Source organism: Candidatus Frackibacter sp. WG13, from assembly GCF_900114655.1.
Classification (GTDB): Bacteria; Bacillota; Halanaerobiia; order Halobacteroidales; family Acetohalobiaceae; genus Frackibacter.
In genome coordinates this window covers 42,236-58,386 of the sequence record NZ_FOTT01000011.1, presented here as the reverse complement: position 1 = coordinate 58,386, position 16,151 = coordinate 42,236, and the positions used below count along the sequence as shown (strand labels likewise).

The window sequence follows — 16,151 nt, the reverse complement described above, 5'->3', positions numbered from 1 at the left end:
TTTAACACCAAACTTAATACTAAAAATTAAATTTCAAAAATATTATACCATCAATATTAAATTTTACCATCTTACATAACTATATTCTGTATTAAATAGATTATTCCTGCAAAAAATAGAAAAAATATTATATTTATTATAAATAATATGTAAGGACAAATTAATCTATGTTTATCTTATACAAAATTTCTATCTTATTATAGGAGAAAGTGGTCATTATAGAAGGAAATAATGATTCAATTAAAGAAATAAATAGTTACTTATTATTCTATTCTTCTATCCCTTTATTTGGGACTAAAATTAATTAAGGAGTCGGTATAATCCATGAAAGTAGTTGGCCTCATTACTGAATATAATCCTTTTCACAATGGACATCTATATCATTTAAATAAAAGCATAGAAGTTAGCAATGCTGATTACGTCGTTTGTATTATGAGTGGTAACTTTGTACAACGCGGTGAACCTGCTATTATAGATAAATGGACTAGGACTGAAATGGCTTTAAAAAATGGCGTTGACCTAATAATCGAACTACCAGTTACTTATGCTTTACGTAGTGCTGAATACTTTGCATATGGTAGTATTCAATTACTAAATAAGACTGGCATAGTTAACAAAATAGTATTTGGCAGTGAAATTGGCAGTATTAAACCGTTATTAGAAATAAGTGAAGTATTAGCCTATGAACCTGACCAATTATCAAACTTAATTCAAAAAGAACTACAAACCGGAATCTCCTTCCCTGAAGCAAGGGCTAATGCTTTACAAAAATATTTTACTAAGTTCAAAAATAGTTCTAGCTCTAAACAATTTAAAACTATTCTTAATAACCCAAATAATATCTTAGGCATTGAATATATTAAAGCCCTAATTAGAACAGAAAGTTCAATTCAGCCATTAACTATCAAGCGAAAAGATGCTAATTATCATCAAACAGAAATTAAAGGTAAGATAACTAGCGCTACTGCTATTCGTAAAGCAATTCTAAATAATAAAGAATTACAAAACCTAGATAATGTAGTTCCTAGTCATTCATATAATATTTTGAACGAAAGTTTAATGCAGAACAAAGGCCCTATTTCATTAAACGACTTTGAGTTATCAATCCTTACTCTACTACGCCGTATTTCATCTAATCAATTGCAGAAAATCGAAGACATTATCGGGGGCTTAGAAAATAGAATTAAAGATGCTGCCAATCAGACAGCATCCTTAAGTAAATTGATTTCTCTTATTAAGACCAAACGCTTTACCCAAACCCGAATTAAAAGAATACTAATTCATCTTTTATTAGATTTAAAAAAGAGTCTTCTTCAAGAGTTTGATAAGAATGGCGGTCCCCAGTATTTACGCATTTTAGGCTTTACTGAAAAGGGACAAGATTTACTAAAAATAATGAAAGATAAAGCTGAATTACCAGTAGTTAATCGTACTGCTAATCATTACAAGAATAACTATCAACCTAACTCTCTTAAAGAGAAGATGTTAGCTTATGATATTAAAGCTACTGATATATATTCTTTAGCTTATATGAATAAAGAATACCGCCATGCTGGTCAAGATTATAAACAACCAATTATTCTAAAGAATTCAAAAAATTAATGGCATCTTCAATATTCTCTACAGAAACTACCTTTAATTGAGTAGCAGTCTCTTTAGCTCTTTGATAATTATTCTTAGGTGCTAAAAAGATATCTACTCCTTCCTTCTCCGCAGCTAATACCTTCTGACTAACTCCACTAATCTCTCCTACTTTTCCATCAAGTGCAATTGTACCTGTCCCAGCAACATCTTTGCCATGGGTCAAATCCTCTTCAGTTAAGTGATTTAATATTTCTAACGTAAACATCATACCTGCAGACGGACCACCAATATCACCGGAATCAATTTCAATATCGACTGGAAATTCATAGGAACGCTTATAAGATGAAATCAAAACTCCTAATGAAGGCTTTCCTGGGCTCTCTTCAATCTCCTTCGTCTTAATCTTATATTCTTTTGTCTCCTCTCCTCTCTTGACTACAACCTCTACCCAATCTCCAACCTCTCTATCCCTAATCTTACTTACTACTTCAGTTAAAAGTTCTACTGGTTCACCGTCTATTTTGGTAATAATATCTCCTTTCTTTAACTTACCTTTTGCATTACTTTTTTCTAGGACTTGAACAATTTTTGCTCCTTCACCAGTTATTTTTGGATCATATCCTGCTTGCTTCAAAGCAACTGCCTTTGCTTTCAATTGACTCTCTTTCATAACTTCCTTCATCATCTCAAAGTATTCTTTAGGGTCTACTCCTGAGGGTAGCTGTTGTTTTAAAGGCGTCAATGCTAACCCTTTAGGTTTAGTCAAAGAAACATAATAATACTCTAATACACTAGCTGGCTCTAAAGAAACCGCAGTTAATCTAAACTTACCTTTAATCCTGTCCTGATGTCCATCTTCTACTGTCACCAACGGTCCTAATTCTTTGGCTATTCCTGGAGCTTCTATGTAATAATCAGTAGGCCAAATCGCTGCCAAAGTTACTACCACAAAAATTATTAGAATGATTGTCATTATTTTTTTAAGCCTTATCACTCGAAATCTCGCCATTCTCCTCCCACCTTTCAATCAATTCTTTAATCTCTGGCACTGCTGCCTTAGCAGCTTTAATGCCAGCTTCTACACATTCTTCTGCTTGCTCTAAAGCTGTTGAAGGCACATGCCCTACTTCAGGTCTAATTATCACATCGGCATCTATTCCTCTATACTTAACTATCTGTTCTTCCATAATTCCTATCGCCTTTGTAATAATGTCAAATATATTACCTACCTTACTATCACGGTGAATATTATAGCTTACATCAACACCAATAATAATATCTGCTCCAAACTCCCTGACTACATTGACTGGAATCCGATTTAAAACTGCTCCATCAACTAATAGTCTATCTTTAATTTGGTAAGGTACATATACACCTGGAATAGAAATACTTGCCCTAATAGCATCAGCAACTAACCCATCAGTAATGACCACTTCTTCTCCCTTCTCAATATCTGTAGCCACTACTGCAAAAGGTAAATCTAAATCGGAAAACTTTTTATTTTTAGTCAACAACTGAACAAACTCTTTTACTTTATTACCAGCTATTAAGCCTTGCCTAGGTACAGTTATATCAGTTACAAGATCCCAATCCATCTGATATGATAACTGCTCTAAACGTTTTAAATCCATACCAACAGCATAAAAGCTACCTATCATACTACCAATACTAGTGCCCGCTAAATAATCTATATTAATTCCTTCCGCTTCTAATGCCTTTAAAACTCCAATATGAGCTACCCCTCTAGCTGAACCTGCCCCTAAAGCTAAACCGATTTTAGGATTCCTCTCCACTGCCATCACCTCAAGCCAATAACCTGTTGCCACTCAAGTTATTATATTATTATATTATCTACATCATTAAAACAGTATACTTGTTTTTATATTATTTTTTTAAAAAAAAGATTCTTCCTGCATAAATACAAAAAACACTTCTATTTCAATCTTCTTATAAATTAAAGTATTTGCTAATAAAAGCTAATTTGACAATCATAAAATAAATTAATCGGCCTTATAGTCTTATAATGAATATTGATTAATACTTAAATATATACTATAATACATGACTGTAGTCAATAAAAATAATATATTTCTTGGCGGGGTAGCTCAGTTGGCTAGAGCATACGGTTCATACCCGTAGTGTCCGGGGTTCGAATCCCTGCGCCGCCACCATTTTATATTTGAATTTAAACTACATATTAAAAAATGACCCCAAGATTTAAATCTTGGGGTTTTATAATTAATAATTATCTTCTAAATATTCAACTATTCTACTCGAATCATAGACTACTGTTCCATCGCTATCTTCTAATACTGGTACCTTAATCTGACCAGATAATTCTTTTATCTTAGTGCGTTTAGCTCTATCCCTAGATACTTCTACTGTTTCATAATTTAAATTTAATTCATCTAATTTTTTCCTTACTTTTATACAAAATGGACAAGTTTCAAATTGATATAATTTTATCATTCTATCCCTCCCCAATAATGAAAATAGCACAGGTCTAACTCGTTATACTATTATGATAAATTCTTGCTTAGCAATTAAAATCCTGCCTATAGATAATTATTTTTTTAATTTTATCAATTTATTCTATCCCCAAAATATAAAGTGTATTCTTATCACCAATTAAATCATCTTGTAATCCATAAATATATTTAAACTCTTTTATAGCTTCTATAGTCTGTTCACCAAACCTGCCATCCGTTCGCCCAGCATTAAACCCATATTCCCTCAATTTCTCTTGTAATAATAATACATCTTTGCCTGCTTGATGCGGACGAAGATTATGAGTTATCTCAATGGGGTCTCTTCTGCCAATAATTTTAACTTTAGTTCCTACTTCAACCCAAGGATAAAGAACTTTAACATCACGATTAAACATTCTGATACACCCTTTACTAGCCGCTCTACCAATAGAACCTGGTTGATTAGTACCATGAATTCCGTAATTCCCCCAAGGCACATTTAATCTTATCCATCTAACTCCTAATGCACCACCACGACGAACATTCTTACTGATTACTGTCCACTCACCTACTGGAGATTTAGTCGATGGCTTACCGATAGCTACGGGAAATGTTTGATATTTTTCTCCATCTACATATACTATTAATTGTCGAGCATAACCATCTACTACAATTAAAACCTCTCCTTCTGGTGGACTCTTTTTATCAACTTGAATTGTAGTTGGTTTTTTCCCTAAAGCTTTAGCTAACTCTAGCCATAGATGTTTTTCAGCCTTACCTGTTACCGATAAACCTCTCTCCTTTTGAAACTCCTTAACAGCAAGATAGGTATTCCAATCGTAGATTGAAGTTAATTCATCTTCATAAAACCCTAAATCTTTCAATTCTTTTTGTAATTCTAACACATCGTTTCCTTTTAATCTCGGTTCTTGTAATGATAATTTTCTATATTCTTGGCAATCACAATTAAGTTCAGAATCTATTGCTAACCCTGTAGAAGTAAGTACAAAACAAAAGATTAAAATAAATATTATTATCTTTTTCAAACTTAATACCTCCTTCGTCATTATTTTAAATAGTTAATTTCTCCTCTGTGTAATCAATATTACTAATTTATTATTCACATAAGATCAAAATATTATTAAAATCTAAAATTATTTATATTAAGCGAATTTCATAATCAAAATTAGAGCATAATTAATTGATGTAAGCCACTTAAAAGCGGAATTTTTGGGCGTCAGCAATTAATTATGCAAGAACCTTATATTATAAAAAAAGATATACCTTATTAAGGTATATCAATAGACTAATTAAAGTTTTTTAAATTAAAATTCTTTGAATTATAAAACTCTCTCAGCCTTTATTTATATTCTATCTTTAATCGGCGCCCAAGTTTCTTTAGTTAAGAAACTTTCTTCTACATTATCCTCCATCTCTAAAAAGCGTTCATAAGGGATACTAAATGATAATATATTCTTATCAACAAATTTTCTTGCCGAAGGATCTGTTAAACCGATAAGCGCTTTAGGAGTATCTGATTTAGATTGTTCAATTGGTTGAAGTATAGTACTGTGACAACCTGCTCCAAAAAAGGTAGTTACGTTATCTTGAGTCGGTTGGTCATAATTAGCAAAGAATGTTAAACCAGAAATTTGATCAGCATTTACTAAAAACACTATTACTTTTGGTTCTTCATCTTCAGTTACTTTATCTAGTGGCTTCAAAACAACATACTTTGTAGGAGTAGTAATATCAGGAAGACTATTAACAAAGTCCTTCGCATATTCTGGAGACTGCTTATAAAACTCGCCTTCCTTTTCTATATTTTCTCCTGTAGAAAGGAAGTATTCAATATAACCCTCCTCATACTTCTTAAAACCAAGGCCAGTTGCTCCACCTTGACAGCCATGAGTCTTCTCATCAAACACAGCCGTCTTCCCTTGGGCTGCTTTGTTTAACATAGCAATAACACAGCCCCATCTACCTTCTTTAAATTGTAAAGCATCTTCTGGCTTCTGGTCAGTCCATAATACAGCCACGGGTGAAGTCTTTAAGTTGATAGCTTCAGCAATCTTACTCTTCATCACGTTCACCTCCTTTCTAAGAGTTTATAGTTTATAAGTTTAACTTTAACATCATTCTTCTTTATTTTAAAAGTCATTCATTATCAGAAACTAATTCTGGTTCTATCATTCTATCATCGACGATTTTGTCACTCCAATCTGTAACCTTAAGCCAAGTGACACCTATTAAAGCACCAACTATATTCGAAATAGCAACTGCCCACCATAAACCAAACTGCTGCCACTTAAATGTATAAATGAGAATATAGGCTAATATTAATCTAAAAACCCACAATGTTAAACTAGAAATAATCATCGGTGGAATCGTTCTCCCAGCACCTTTAAAGACACCATTACCTACATACATAACCCCAGTAAAACCAACAGTTAGCCCCACTATCCTTAAAAACTCTGTTCCAAATTTCAATACTTCTGGTTCCTTATTAAAGATACTAATTATCATTTCTGGACTTATTACTAAGATTAATCCAATTAATGTCAATCCAATAAATGCTGTACTTATACTTATAAATGATGTCTTTTCTGCTCGCTCTTCTTTATCAGCACCAATATTCTGCCCTACCATAGTAGTAGATGCCGCTGAGATTCCAAAAGCAAGAATGATAGGTAAATTTATAACTCGATTAACAATCCCGTATGCTGCTAAGGTCATTGTACCAAAAGAAGCAACTAAATTTGTCATAAATAATTGACCTAGTGCTACCATTGACTGTTCTACTGAAGAAGGAATCCCAACTTTAATTATCATTTTAATTATCTCTAAATCTGGAACCATATACTTCAATTTTAATTTTAAGCCTTTTATACCTCGTACTAATAAGACTAGAGCATAAATAGTCACTACTGTTCGTGAAAAGATTGTAGCAACAGCTGCACCTTGGACTCCTAATTCAGGAAAGAACCCAACACCAAAAATCAATAAAGGATCTAAGATTATATTTAATATAACAGAAACCACCATCATAATTGCTGGAGTAACTGTGTCTCCTATACCCCTTAATGTAGAAGAAAAGATAAAGAAACCAAACATAAAAGGCATTCCAGCAAAGATTATCTTTAAATAACCAGCTGCTTCGTTAATGATTGCAGGTTCAGCCCCCATTAAAACAATCATCTTTTCAGCTAATAAAAAACCTATAATACCAATAACGATTGAAATAACTTCTACAAAGAGAAATAATTGACCTAAAACCCTATGAATTTGGTCATAATTATTTGCACCTTTATATTGAGCAATTATAGCCGTACCCGCAATAGTTAATCCAACCCCTATTGCTATCATTAAAAATACTAAAGGAAAACTTATTGAAATAGCAGCCACTGCCTCCGCCCCTACTTTTCCTACCCATAAAGTATCAACTAAGTTATACAGTGTCTGTAATAATTGACTAGCCATTATAGGTAATGCTAACTTCAAAATTGCTTTCAATATGGGACCATCAGTAATATAATTAAAGTCATTGAATTTTTCTGTATTTGTCATTTGAATTTAATCCTCTCTCTATTCCTATTTATCATTTAATATCCCATTAAAGATGAAATTTTTTAAGATCTGATTTGTTCTATCTAGATTATTACCTAAGAATAACTCTTCCTCCCTAGATACCATAATATTAATCCCCATAAATGCTAATGCTGCTATATGTGAATCAACTAAACTAAACTCTTTATTATTAATTCCTTGTTGAAAGATTGCTGACAATAAATTTATATTTTTATCTTTCAATGTCAAAATTCTTTCTTTACATTCCTTATCTATTCCTTCCTGATTACTCATTAACTCTCTAATAATAGATTGGTGTTTATTAAAGAAAGTAGATTGATTATCGATTATATATTCAATCTTTTGATGAGTATTTAATTCTTTATTATCTCTAACCTCTTCTAAAAAATTAAAATACTTATTTAAATTTCGTTCTATAATCCCATTAAATAATTCATTCTTACTTGAAAAATGCCAATATAAAGTTCCTTTTGCTACCCCAGCTTTTTCAGCTATTAAATCCATAGTAGTCTTATGATAGCCATAATTAGCAAATAACTCTACTGCTACTTCTATAATTTTATCCTTAGTTTTCATATTTGCCACCCATTCCTTGTTAAATATACTTATCAACCGACTGGTCAGTCTAGAAATATTATATCTTAGTTTTTATTATATGTCAATGATAGGGATAAATATATATTAATTAACGATTAACAATTGTGACTTTTTACTTAATATTAATTTAAACGTTTCTAAAATGTTCCTTAAATATAGTATTTTAAATACTATATTGGTATTAAAATAGAATTATTTATAAATAATTCTATTTTAATAATAAATTGCTTGACAAAAGACTTTAATCTTTATATAATAAATGTAGAAGTTATGTCGAATAATGTAGCAAAGGAGGAAATAAATAATGAAATCAACTGGTATTGTTAGAAAAGTAGATGATTTAGGGAGAGTAGTAATTCCTGTTGAGCTCCGCAGAACTTTACATATTGAAACTAAAGATCCTTTAGAAATATACGTGGATGATGATAAAATCATCTTCAAAAAATATGAACCTGCTTGTGTCTTCTGTGGAAACGCAGGTGAAACGATCGAATTCAAGGGTAAGACCATCTGCTCTGAATGTTTAGATAACATGAAAGAAGTTATCGAACAATCTGCTTAACTAAAATTAATAACTTATTTAAGTAAGCCGGATTCAATAATTATTGAATCCGGCTTATAATTTATTTGATTCTTCACTAGCACCAGCTTAAACTAAGAACCGTAAACCTTATTCCTTCCACTAGACTTTGCTTCATACATATTCTTATCAACGATATTAAGCAATTCATCTGTCGTGTCTATGCTATTACTTACCTCAGTAACACCAAAACTAGCTGTTATTTTAATTTTATTTTCTTTATAATTAATCTTCATTTCTTCAATTGCTTTTCGACATTTCTCTGCAACCTTAATTGCATTTTGACCATCGGTGTTAGGTAAGATTAATAAGAATTCTTCTCCACCAAGTCTACCTACTATATCGTTTTGTCTCACTTCATCCTTGACTGTTTGTGAAACTTCCTTTAAAACAAGATCACCACAGTTATGACCATATGTATCATTTACATCTTTAAAATGGTCTAAGTCATACATTATAACCGCTTATAATATTGCTTCTTAATATTTTTTAACCAAAAATAGAAAGAAACTGTCGTTAATAATAACGCTAATATTGAAATTGCTATTAGAAAATATTTAGTCTTTGTTATCCTTGATTCTGTTTGCTTTTTTAACTTAACTTTCATCCTTACCCCCCCTAAATAACAAAACTCAACCTTATTTTAATACCTCTTTATTGAATCTTTTGATAATATATCCATAGTTATAGCTCACTCCTCTATAATATTATTCAGTGTGTAAAGTTTTATTATAGGTATATTATCTCATTTATTACTCTCAACTTCAGCTAAAAGAATCACTTTCTTATTTGATAAATCTCACAAAACTTTATGTTTAAAAATAAAAAACTCCCCTGCAAACTTACAGAGGAGCCTTTATAATTTAATTTTTTAAATTAATTAAATCCCTAATCCTTCTCTTTTCTCTATAATATGAGCTTCTATATCATTAGCAACTGCAGCTGGGTCTTCGCCTAACGCTACTTTACCACCACTAATCCCTTCTAAATCTTCAGTTAAAAGTTTAACTAACTTTTCTCCACCAGTCACCGGAGGTGTTGGAGACAAGTGAGTATAAAGTCCATAAGCTAAAGCAAATACACCATCAATCGTTGCTTTCTGTTCTAAATATTGTGGTGCAGTTACCGCTACTGGAAGATCAGAAGTATCTACGTCTAAAAAATCAGCTATAGCAGTAACTACTGTTGAAATTCTTCCCGTGTCTGTACAGGTCCCGAAAGGTAATACTGGTGGAATCTGTAACTGCTCGCAGACAGCTTTTAATCCATCTCCTGCTTGATCAATAGCTTCCATACTAGCTAGTCCAGCTACTTCAAGACCATGACAACCACAACCACCTGTTACTACTAAAATATCCTTCTTAATTAATTCTTCGGTTAACTTAACCGTCATATAATCATGAGGACCATTCTGAAGAGTAGTACAGTTAACTAAAGCAACAATTCCTTTAATATTTCCATCTTTAATTACATCTACTAATGGATCTAGTTTACCACCTAAAGCTTCTAACACAGATTCAGTAGAAAACCCAGCAATTGCTTCTTGAGTTCTTTTTGGTACATACGGCTCAATGCCTCTTTCATTTCGTTGCTTAAAGTTTTCAATTCCCATATTTATTAGTTCTTGTGCCGTATCACCAATCTTCTCAGGCATATAATTATAGTTTCTTTCTACTCCAGGAATTCTAACCAAATCACTAACAGAAACTAAAGTAACTTGATACTTATCTTCATAAGGTTTTAAGTTCGGTGGTGAACAGTTTTCATCCATAGCAAAGACATCAATTGCACCAGTAGCTAAAGCAGGTTCAATCGCTAACCAGTTCCCGATTAGACCGCCAAAGACATCATCCATTCCAAACCTTTGGGCCAATTCTTGACCGGTTTCAATACAACCGATAATTCTAATTCCCTTAGCTCCAGCGTCCTTGGCTCTTTGTTGCACTTTCTCATCGCGCGCAGCATAAATAGTAGCTACTCCTGTCCACGGTTCATGTCCATTAAATACAATATTAATATAATCAGGGTCAAGAATTCCTAAATCTGTTTGAATTGAATGAGGAGCAGGTGTTCCAAATAGCATATCTTGTACTAAATTTAAACCAAGTTGTGCTCCATAAATAGTTGCTATCCCAAGACGTAGGGCTTTCTTGGCCATAGATACATGATAACCATCAACATTAGTTAAACAACTAGCTGTAGAATCTTTAATCTCATGTACTACCCCCGATGGATATAGACCTGTATCCTTCCACAGTTTTTTTCTATGCTTTGGCGCAAAAGTGTCAACCATCAGTGGTGAATCTTCATATCCAGAATATAACTGTCCAATCATCGTGTCTGCTAATTGAATAGCAACATCTTCTTTCGCACCAGAATTATCAATACCTACTGCCGCTGCAATATCTCGTAATTTCTTTTCATCAACGATTCCAAACGGCGTCTTTCCTTGAGCAGTTGCTTTAAGAGTTCTAAATGCATTATAGGCATGATGAGTATAGGTACTAGTCCCCATAACATTTCTAAGTAGCATATCCCGCATAGCCATAGCATTAGGATCAATACCACAAGTTCCTAGATTAGCATCGGCTTTTTCTGAAATACGACATGGTCCATTAGTACATAACTGACAACTTACCCCGTCAACACAGAACTTACACCTAATTCTATCTTGGGCATCAAATCGATCAAAAGTATTACTCATCCCATCTTTAGTTAATCTTTTTTCATACATTTCCTGCACAGAATCATGAATACTAACTCTGCCATCCAATACTTCTCTAAAATGAATTTCTTCGGCCATTAAATCTCCTCCTTTAATCTTATTATTTATTATTCTTTGTCAAAAAGAGAAGATTTATTATAATTTGTTATGATTTATAATAGATATTTAATTTAAAAATTAGTCACTATCGAATATTCTTCTATCTATTATCTCTAATCTTTGCTGCTAAATTATAGACTACTGGTATCAAAATTAGAGTTAAGAAAGTTGAAACAATTAAACCACCTATTACACTAGTAGCTAGAGGAGCAAATCTTTCTGACCCTGTAGCTAAAGCTAAGGCTAAAGGTAACATTCCGCCAATAGTAGACGTTACTGTCATTAAAATAGGTCTAAATCGAGTCGCAGCCGCTTCTATAATCGCCTCCTTAAGGTCTAATCCTTCTTCTCTATTGGAAATAGTTCTATCTATTAATAAAATTGAGTTATTAACTACAATTCCAGTTACTAAAATAATTCCCATCATTGCCGGTAGTGAAAGATACTTACCGGTAATAAATAAAGCACCTACCACTCCAATAAGCTCTAACGGAATAGCTAACATAATGATCAATGGCTGACCAAAAGATTTAAATTGACTGATTAAAACTATATAGACTAGCAATATAGCTAAAACAAAGCTAATTCCCATTCTCTTCATTGATTTCTTCAAATCCTCTTGTTGACCGACAAGTTTAGCTTCGTAACCAGCCGGAAGATTAGCCTTCTGTAATCTAGCTTTCACTTCATTAGCTACCTTACTTAATGGTCGACCTTGATTGTAAGCTAAAATTTTAATAGTTTTCTTAAAGTCCTCTCTTGTAATTAGATTAGCTTCTTTACTCTTTTTTATCTCTACTAGCGACTTCAAAGGAATTACTGGTCCATTTGGAGACTTAATCATAACTTCATCTAAATCAGTTAATTGATTCTGATCTTCTTCTTGATACTTCACTCTAATATCTAAATCATCTTTATATGGTAAATTAAATTTTGAAACTTCTAAACCTTCTAGTCCAATCATTGTTTGCTTAACAACTTCATTAGCCGTTAAGTTTAAATCTGCTAAGCGTTGGTGGTCTAAGTCAAGATGATACTCTGGATTATTTAAAGTCCAAGTTGTTGCTATATTGGATAGCCCTTGCACATTAGAAATTTTATCTTTGATTTCATTAGCTATCTTCTCTAATTTTTTTAGATCAGCACCAGAAATTCTGACTACAACCGGTGCTTCTGTAGTTGAAAGCACAGTAGTTCCCACTTCGCGCACTACTGCAGACCTAATACCAGGAATCTTTGCTATTTTAGTCCTTATTCTATCTTCTATTTGCCAAATACTTTCTTGGCGGTCATGTCTATCAGTGAGAATAACCGAAATATTAGCTTGTTGAACACCTATAGCTCCCGTCTTGTTACTAGAAAGGCTTCCTGACTCGAAGCCTATTTGACTAGAAAAAGTCACTATTTCTTCTTCCTGAGCTAAAATTTCTTCTACTTGTTTAACTATATTACTAGTCTTTTTTAGAGAAGAACCAGGCTCACTTTCAATAGAAATATATATCTGTCCGGAATCCATCTTAGGCAACTTCTCAGCACCAATTTGTGGCACCATTCTAATTGTTCCGACAAAGATCATTAGAATTAATGGAATTACAATATACCACTTACCTAAACCAAACTCCAATATTTGAATATACTTCTCTCGTAAAAAGTCTACACCTTTACTAAAGAACGATATATATTTTTCTAATCTATTCAATCCGTTATCTCTTTTTAAGATAACCGAAGCTAAGAACGGAATAAATGTTAATGATAGAATAACTGATGCCGTCCAAGCAAAGACTAATGTCAATGCTAAAGGTCTAAACATCTGCTGAACGAAACCACCAACAAAGATTAGTGGTAATAAAACGATAATTGAAGTAGTAGTTCCGGCCATACTTGCTAACATAATCTCCTTTGCACCCTTAACAGCTGCTCGATAAGGAGATTTTCCTAATTTAATATGTCGTACTATACTTTCAGTTACCACTATTGAATCATCGACTAACATTCCAGTCGCTAAGATTAATCCTGACATCGTAACCATATTTAGAGTTAAGCCAGAAAGCTTAATCAACGTTAAAGCAACTAGAAAGGTAGCTGGAATCGATAAAGCCACAATCAAAGTACTTCTCACACTAGTCAAATATAAGAAGAGAATAATAATCGTTAAGATAATCCCACTTCTTAAACTACTAACCATACTATTTACCACTATATTTACTAAGTCTGATTGATCATCTACTATTTCAAAGGTGAGTTGAGGATAATCTTGCTTTAAATTTGATAATACTCTTTTAGCCTTCTTAACGACTTCCACAGTATTTGCTTCATCAGTCTTTTTAATATTAATAGCAACTGTCTCTTTGCCATTTACTCGAAACTGACTTCTCTTTTCTGCATGGCTATCTTTGACTCTAGCAACATCCCCTAATTTAACTAATCGACCATTAAAATTACTAATAACTATATTCTTTAAATCTTTTATCTTTTCATACTCGCCGATAGCTCTAATTAGATATTCATTCTTTTTTATAGTTATCTTTCCAGCTGGCTTATTTACATTTTCATTCTTGATTCTTTGAGTAATTGCATTAATTGGAATTTGATAGGCTTTTAACTTACTCTTATCTACAGTAATAATTACTTCTCTTTCTAATCCTCCAAATAGATTAACCGCAGAAATTCCATCTACTACCTGAAATTGTGGTCTTATTTCATTTTCAACCAAACTCCTTAGCTTTACTAAAGAATTTAATCCATTTACCGAAATCGTTAAGACCGGTTTATTAGATGAATCAACCTTTAACACCTTCGGTTCTTCAATATCTTTAGGTAGTTGATTTCTGATCCGATTAATGACATTCTGAATATCTACTGCTGCCACGTTAATATCTTTTTCATATCCAAATTCAGCGGTAACTATTGAAATCCCCTGCTGTGCTTTAGCTTCGATACTCTTTATTCCTTCAACAGTACCTAACTCATCTTCTAAAGGTTCGTTGATTAATTCATCAACATCTACAGCAGACACACCTGAATATTCCGTCATAACTGTAATTACTGTCGGATTAAGCTCTGGGTATAATTTAACCTGCAATGTATTAAAAGCAAGGACACCTAATAATAAGATAATTAAAACCGAAGCAACTACTGTATAGGGTTTTTCAACAGAGAATTTAGGTAAATTCATTATTGACCACTTCCTTGCTTTCTGACGTATACTTGGCTGCCATCCTGTAGTTCATTTAAATTAGTCATTATAACTCTTTCTCCTTGGGTTAAACCGCTCTTCACTAAATATTTATTTATTGTAATCAATTCTCCTGTTACTTTTCTTTTAATTACTCTTCCATCTTTAATTACATAAATAATATCTTGATTAGCACTTTGCTCTACTACTCTCTCAGATAGAACAATGGCATCTTCAAAAGTATCAATTATAATTTTTCCTTCAGCAAACATACCTGATTTCAGCTTAAGACCAGAATTATCAATCTCAATCTTTACTTGAACAGTTCTACTTCTTTGATTAACCTTATCTCCAATTCTAGTAATTTCTCCTTTGAATATATTTTGAGGATAACTAACTACTTTAACTTCAACCATCTGCCCTTTTTTCACCTTTGCTAAATCTTTAGTACTTATATCAGCTTCTAATAAGACCTGACCCATCTTCACTAAATAAGCTAAAGATGCATTAGGCTTGACTATTTCACCTTCCTCAACAAAAAGATCAGTGATAACTCCTGAAATAGATGCTGTAATATTAGCATCATTTAATTGTAATTTAGATGATTCTAGTTTTGCTTTAGCCTGTTTTACCTTTGCTTTAGCAGCTAATATATCTTCTTTTCTAGCTCCAGCTTTAATTAAAGATAAATTCTCTTTAGCAGATTCTAATTTAGCCTTTGCCACTTCATAATTAGCCTTAACCGCATCCAAACGGGCTTTAGTAGTCGTTCCTTTTTCATACAGGCTTTTAATTCTATCATAGTCCAATTTCAACTTATTATAACTTGCTTGTGCTTGATGAAGAACTGCCTGGACCTGTTTTATTTCTTGAGGACGTGCTCCTGCTTTTATTTTAGCTAAATTTGCTTGATTCATCTCTAGATTTGCTCGTGCTTGTTTAAGGTTAACTTTTAAATTATCTTTTTCTAAAGAACCAATAATCTCACCCTTTTTAACCTGACTTCCTTCTCCAATCCTTAAATTTACTAATCTCCCATTACTTTCTGCAAATACCTTAATCTCTTTAATGCCTTCAATAGTTCCAGTCACTGGTAACTTAACTTTAAAATCTTTTCTTTTAGCCGTCAAAATACTAACTGGTGATTTCTTCACTTCTTCTTTAGTCTGGTTTACTCTTTTTACTTGTTTGCTACAACCAGCCAATATTATCATTAAACTTAACATTAAAATCAAACTAAATATTACTGAATTTCGTTTAGAAAAATTCATTATAGACCCCTCCTATTCCTAACTCCCATAGCTTTATTTAATTGAGCTATTGCTATTTGATAAT

Annotated in this window: 14 protein-coding genes and 1 tRNA gene; 3 read left to right on the top strand and 12 right to left on the bottom strand. The window is 32.5% G+C overall.

Annotated features, from left to right (window positions below):
• Positions 1–324 precede the first annotated feature (324 nt).
• A complete protein-coding gene (locus tag BM077_RS07285) occupies positions 325–1,602 on the top strand; it encodes a nucleotidyltransferase (RefSeq protein WP_089749050.1) in 1,278 nt (425 codons plus the stop codon).
• Here the strand turns inward: BM077_RS07285 and BM077_RS07280 are convergent.
• Both BM077_RS07280 and BM077_RS07275 read right to left on the bottom strand, forming a co-directional pair.
• Positions 1,577–2,593 (bottom strand): YlbL family protein, encoded by a 1,017-nt coding sequence (locus tag BM077_RS07280; RefSeq protein ID WP_089749048.1) that lies wholly within the window; start codon positions 2,591–2,593, stop codon positions 1,577–1,579. The two genes, BM077_RS07285 and BM077_RS07280, sit on opposite strands and share 26 nt — an antisense overlap.
• Complete coding sequence (locus tag BM077_RS07275; protein WP_089749096.1) at positions 2,565–3,383, bottom strand: patatin-like phospholipase family protein; 819 nt, start codon at positions 3,381–3,383, stop codon at positions 2,565–2,567. The genes BM077_RS07280 and BM077_RS07275 overlap by 29 nt, the downstream gene beginning before the upstream one ends.
• Before the next feature lie 295 nt (positions 3,384–3,678).
• Here BM077_RS07275 and BM077_RS07270 point away from each other — a divergent pair.
• A tRNA-Met gene (locus BM077_RS07270) sits at positions 3,679–3,755 on the top strand.
• 67 nt (positions 3,756–3,822) lie between these two features.
• Here the strand turns inward: BM077_RS07270 and BM077_RS07265 are convergent.
• The 5 genes from BM077_RS07265 to BM077_RS07245 form a co-directional block, all read right to left on the bottom strand.
• The gene (locus BM077_RS07265) at positions 3,823–4,053 is read right to left on the bottom strand and encodes a glutathione S-transferase N-terminal domain-containing protein (protein ID WP_089749046.1); all 231 of its coding nucleotides are present in this window, start codon (positions 4,051–4,053) and stop codon (positions 3,823–3,825) included.
• A gap of 118 nt (positions 4,054–4,171) precedes the next feature.
• Positions 4,172–5,098, bottom strand: a complete 927-nt coding sequence (locus BM077_RS07260) for a L,D-transpeptidase family protein (protein ID WP_255361585.1) — start codon at positions 5,096–5,098, stop codon at positions 4,172–4,174.
• Positions 5,099–5,416: 318 nt separating this feature from the next.
• Positions 5,417–6,136, bottom strand: coding sequence for a DUF169 domain-containing protein (locus BM077_RS07255; protein WP_089749042.1), 720 nt, complete (start codon positions 6,134–6,136; stop codon positions 5,417–5,419).
• Between the two features lie 73 nt (positions 6,137–6,209).
• Entirely contained in the window at positions 6,210–7,619 is a 1,410-nt protein-coding gene (locus BM077_RS07250) for an MATE family efflux transporter (RefSeq protein WP_089749041.1), read from the bottom strand.
• A gap of 24 nt (positions 7,620–7,643) precedes the next feature.
• A complete protein-coding gene (locus BM077_RS07245) occupies positions 7,644–8,216 on the bottom strand; it encodes a TetR/AcrR family transcriptional regulator (RefSeq protein WP_089749039.1) in 573 nt (190 codons plus the stop codon).
• Between the two features lie 325 nt (positions 8,217–8,541).
• Between BM077_RS07245 and BM077_RS07240 the strand changes: the two genes are divergently transcribed.
• The gene (locus tag BM077_RS07240) at positions 8,542–8,799 is read left to right on the top strand and encodes an AbrB/MazE/SpoVT family DNA-binding domain-containing protein (protein ID WP_089749037.1); all 258 of its coding nucleotides are present in this window, start codon (positions 8,542–8,544) and stop codon (positions 8,797–8,799) included.
• Between the two features lie 92 nt (positions 8,800–8,891).
• Here the strand turns inward: BM077_RS07240 and BM077_RS07235 are convergent, their stop codons facing one another.
• From BM077_RS07235 to BM077_RS07220, 5 genes are all read right to left on the bottom strand, one after another.
• Positions 8,892–9,272 carry a GGDEF domain-containing protein gene (locus tag BM077_RS07235; protein ID WP_089749035.1) on the bottom strand — a complete coding sequence of 127 codons (381 nt, stop codon included), beginning with the start codon at positions 9,270–9,272 and terminating at the stop codon, positions 8,892–8,894.
• A complete protein-coding gene (locus BM077_RS13715; protein WP_176941663.1) occupies positions 9,272–9,424 on the bottom strand; it encodes a hypothetical protein in 153 nt (50 codons plus the stop codon). Before BM077_RS13715 ends, BM077_RS07235 begins: the two co-directional genes overlap by 1 nt.
• Before the next feature lie 273 nt (positions 9,425–9,697).
• Positions 9,698–11,620, bottom strand: a complete 1,923-nt coding sequence (cooS, locus tag BM077_RS07230; RefSeq protein WP_089749033.1) for an anaerobic carbon-monoxide dehydrogenase catalytic subunit — start codon at positions 11,618–11,620, stop codon at positions 9,698–9,700.
• A 121-nt stretch (positions 11,621–11,741) separates the two neighbouring features.
• Positions 11,742–14,816, bottom strand: a complete 3,075-nt coding sequence (locus tag BM077_RS07225; RefSeq protein WP_089749031.1) for an efflux RND transporter permease subunit — start codon at positions 14,814–14,816, stop codon at positions 11,742–11,744.
• Positions 14,816–16,087 carry an efflux RND transporter periplasmic adaptor subunit gene (locus BM077_RS07220; protein ID WP_089749029.1) on the bottom strand — a complete coding sequence of 424 codons (1,272 nt, stop codon included), beginning with the start codon at positions 16,085–16,087 and terminating at the stop codon, positions 14,816–14,818. The genes BM077_RS07225 and BM077_RS07220 overlap by 1 nt, the downstream gene beginning before the upstream one ends.
• Positions 16,088–16,151 lie beyond the last annotated feature (64 nt).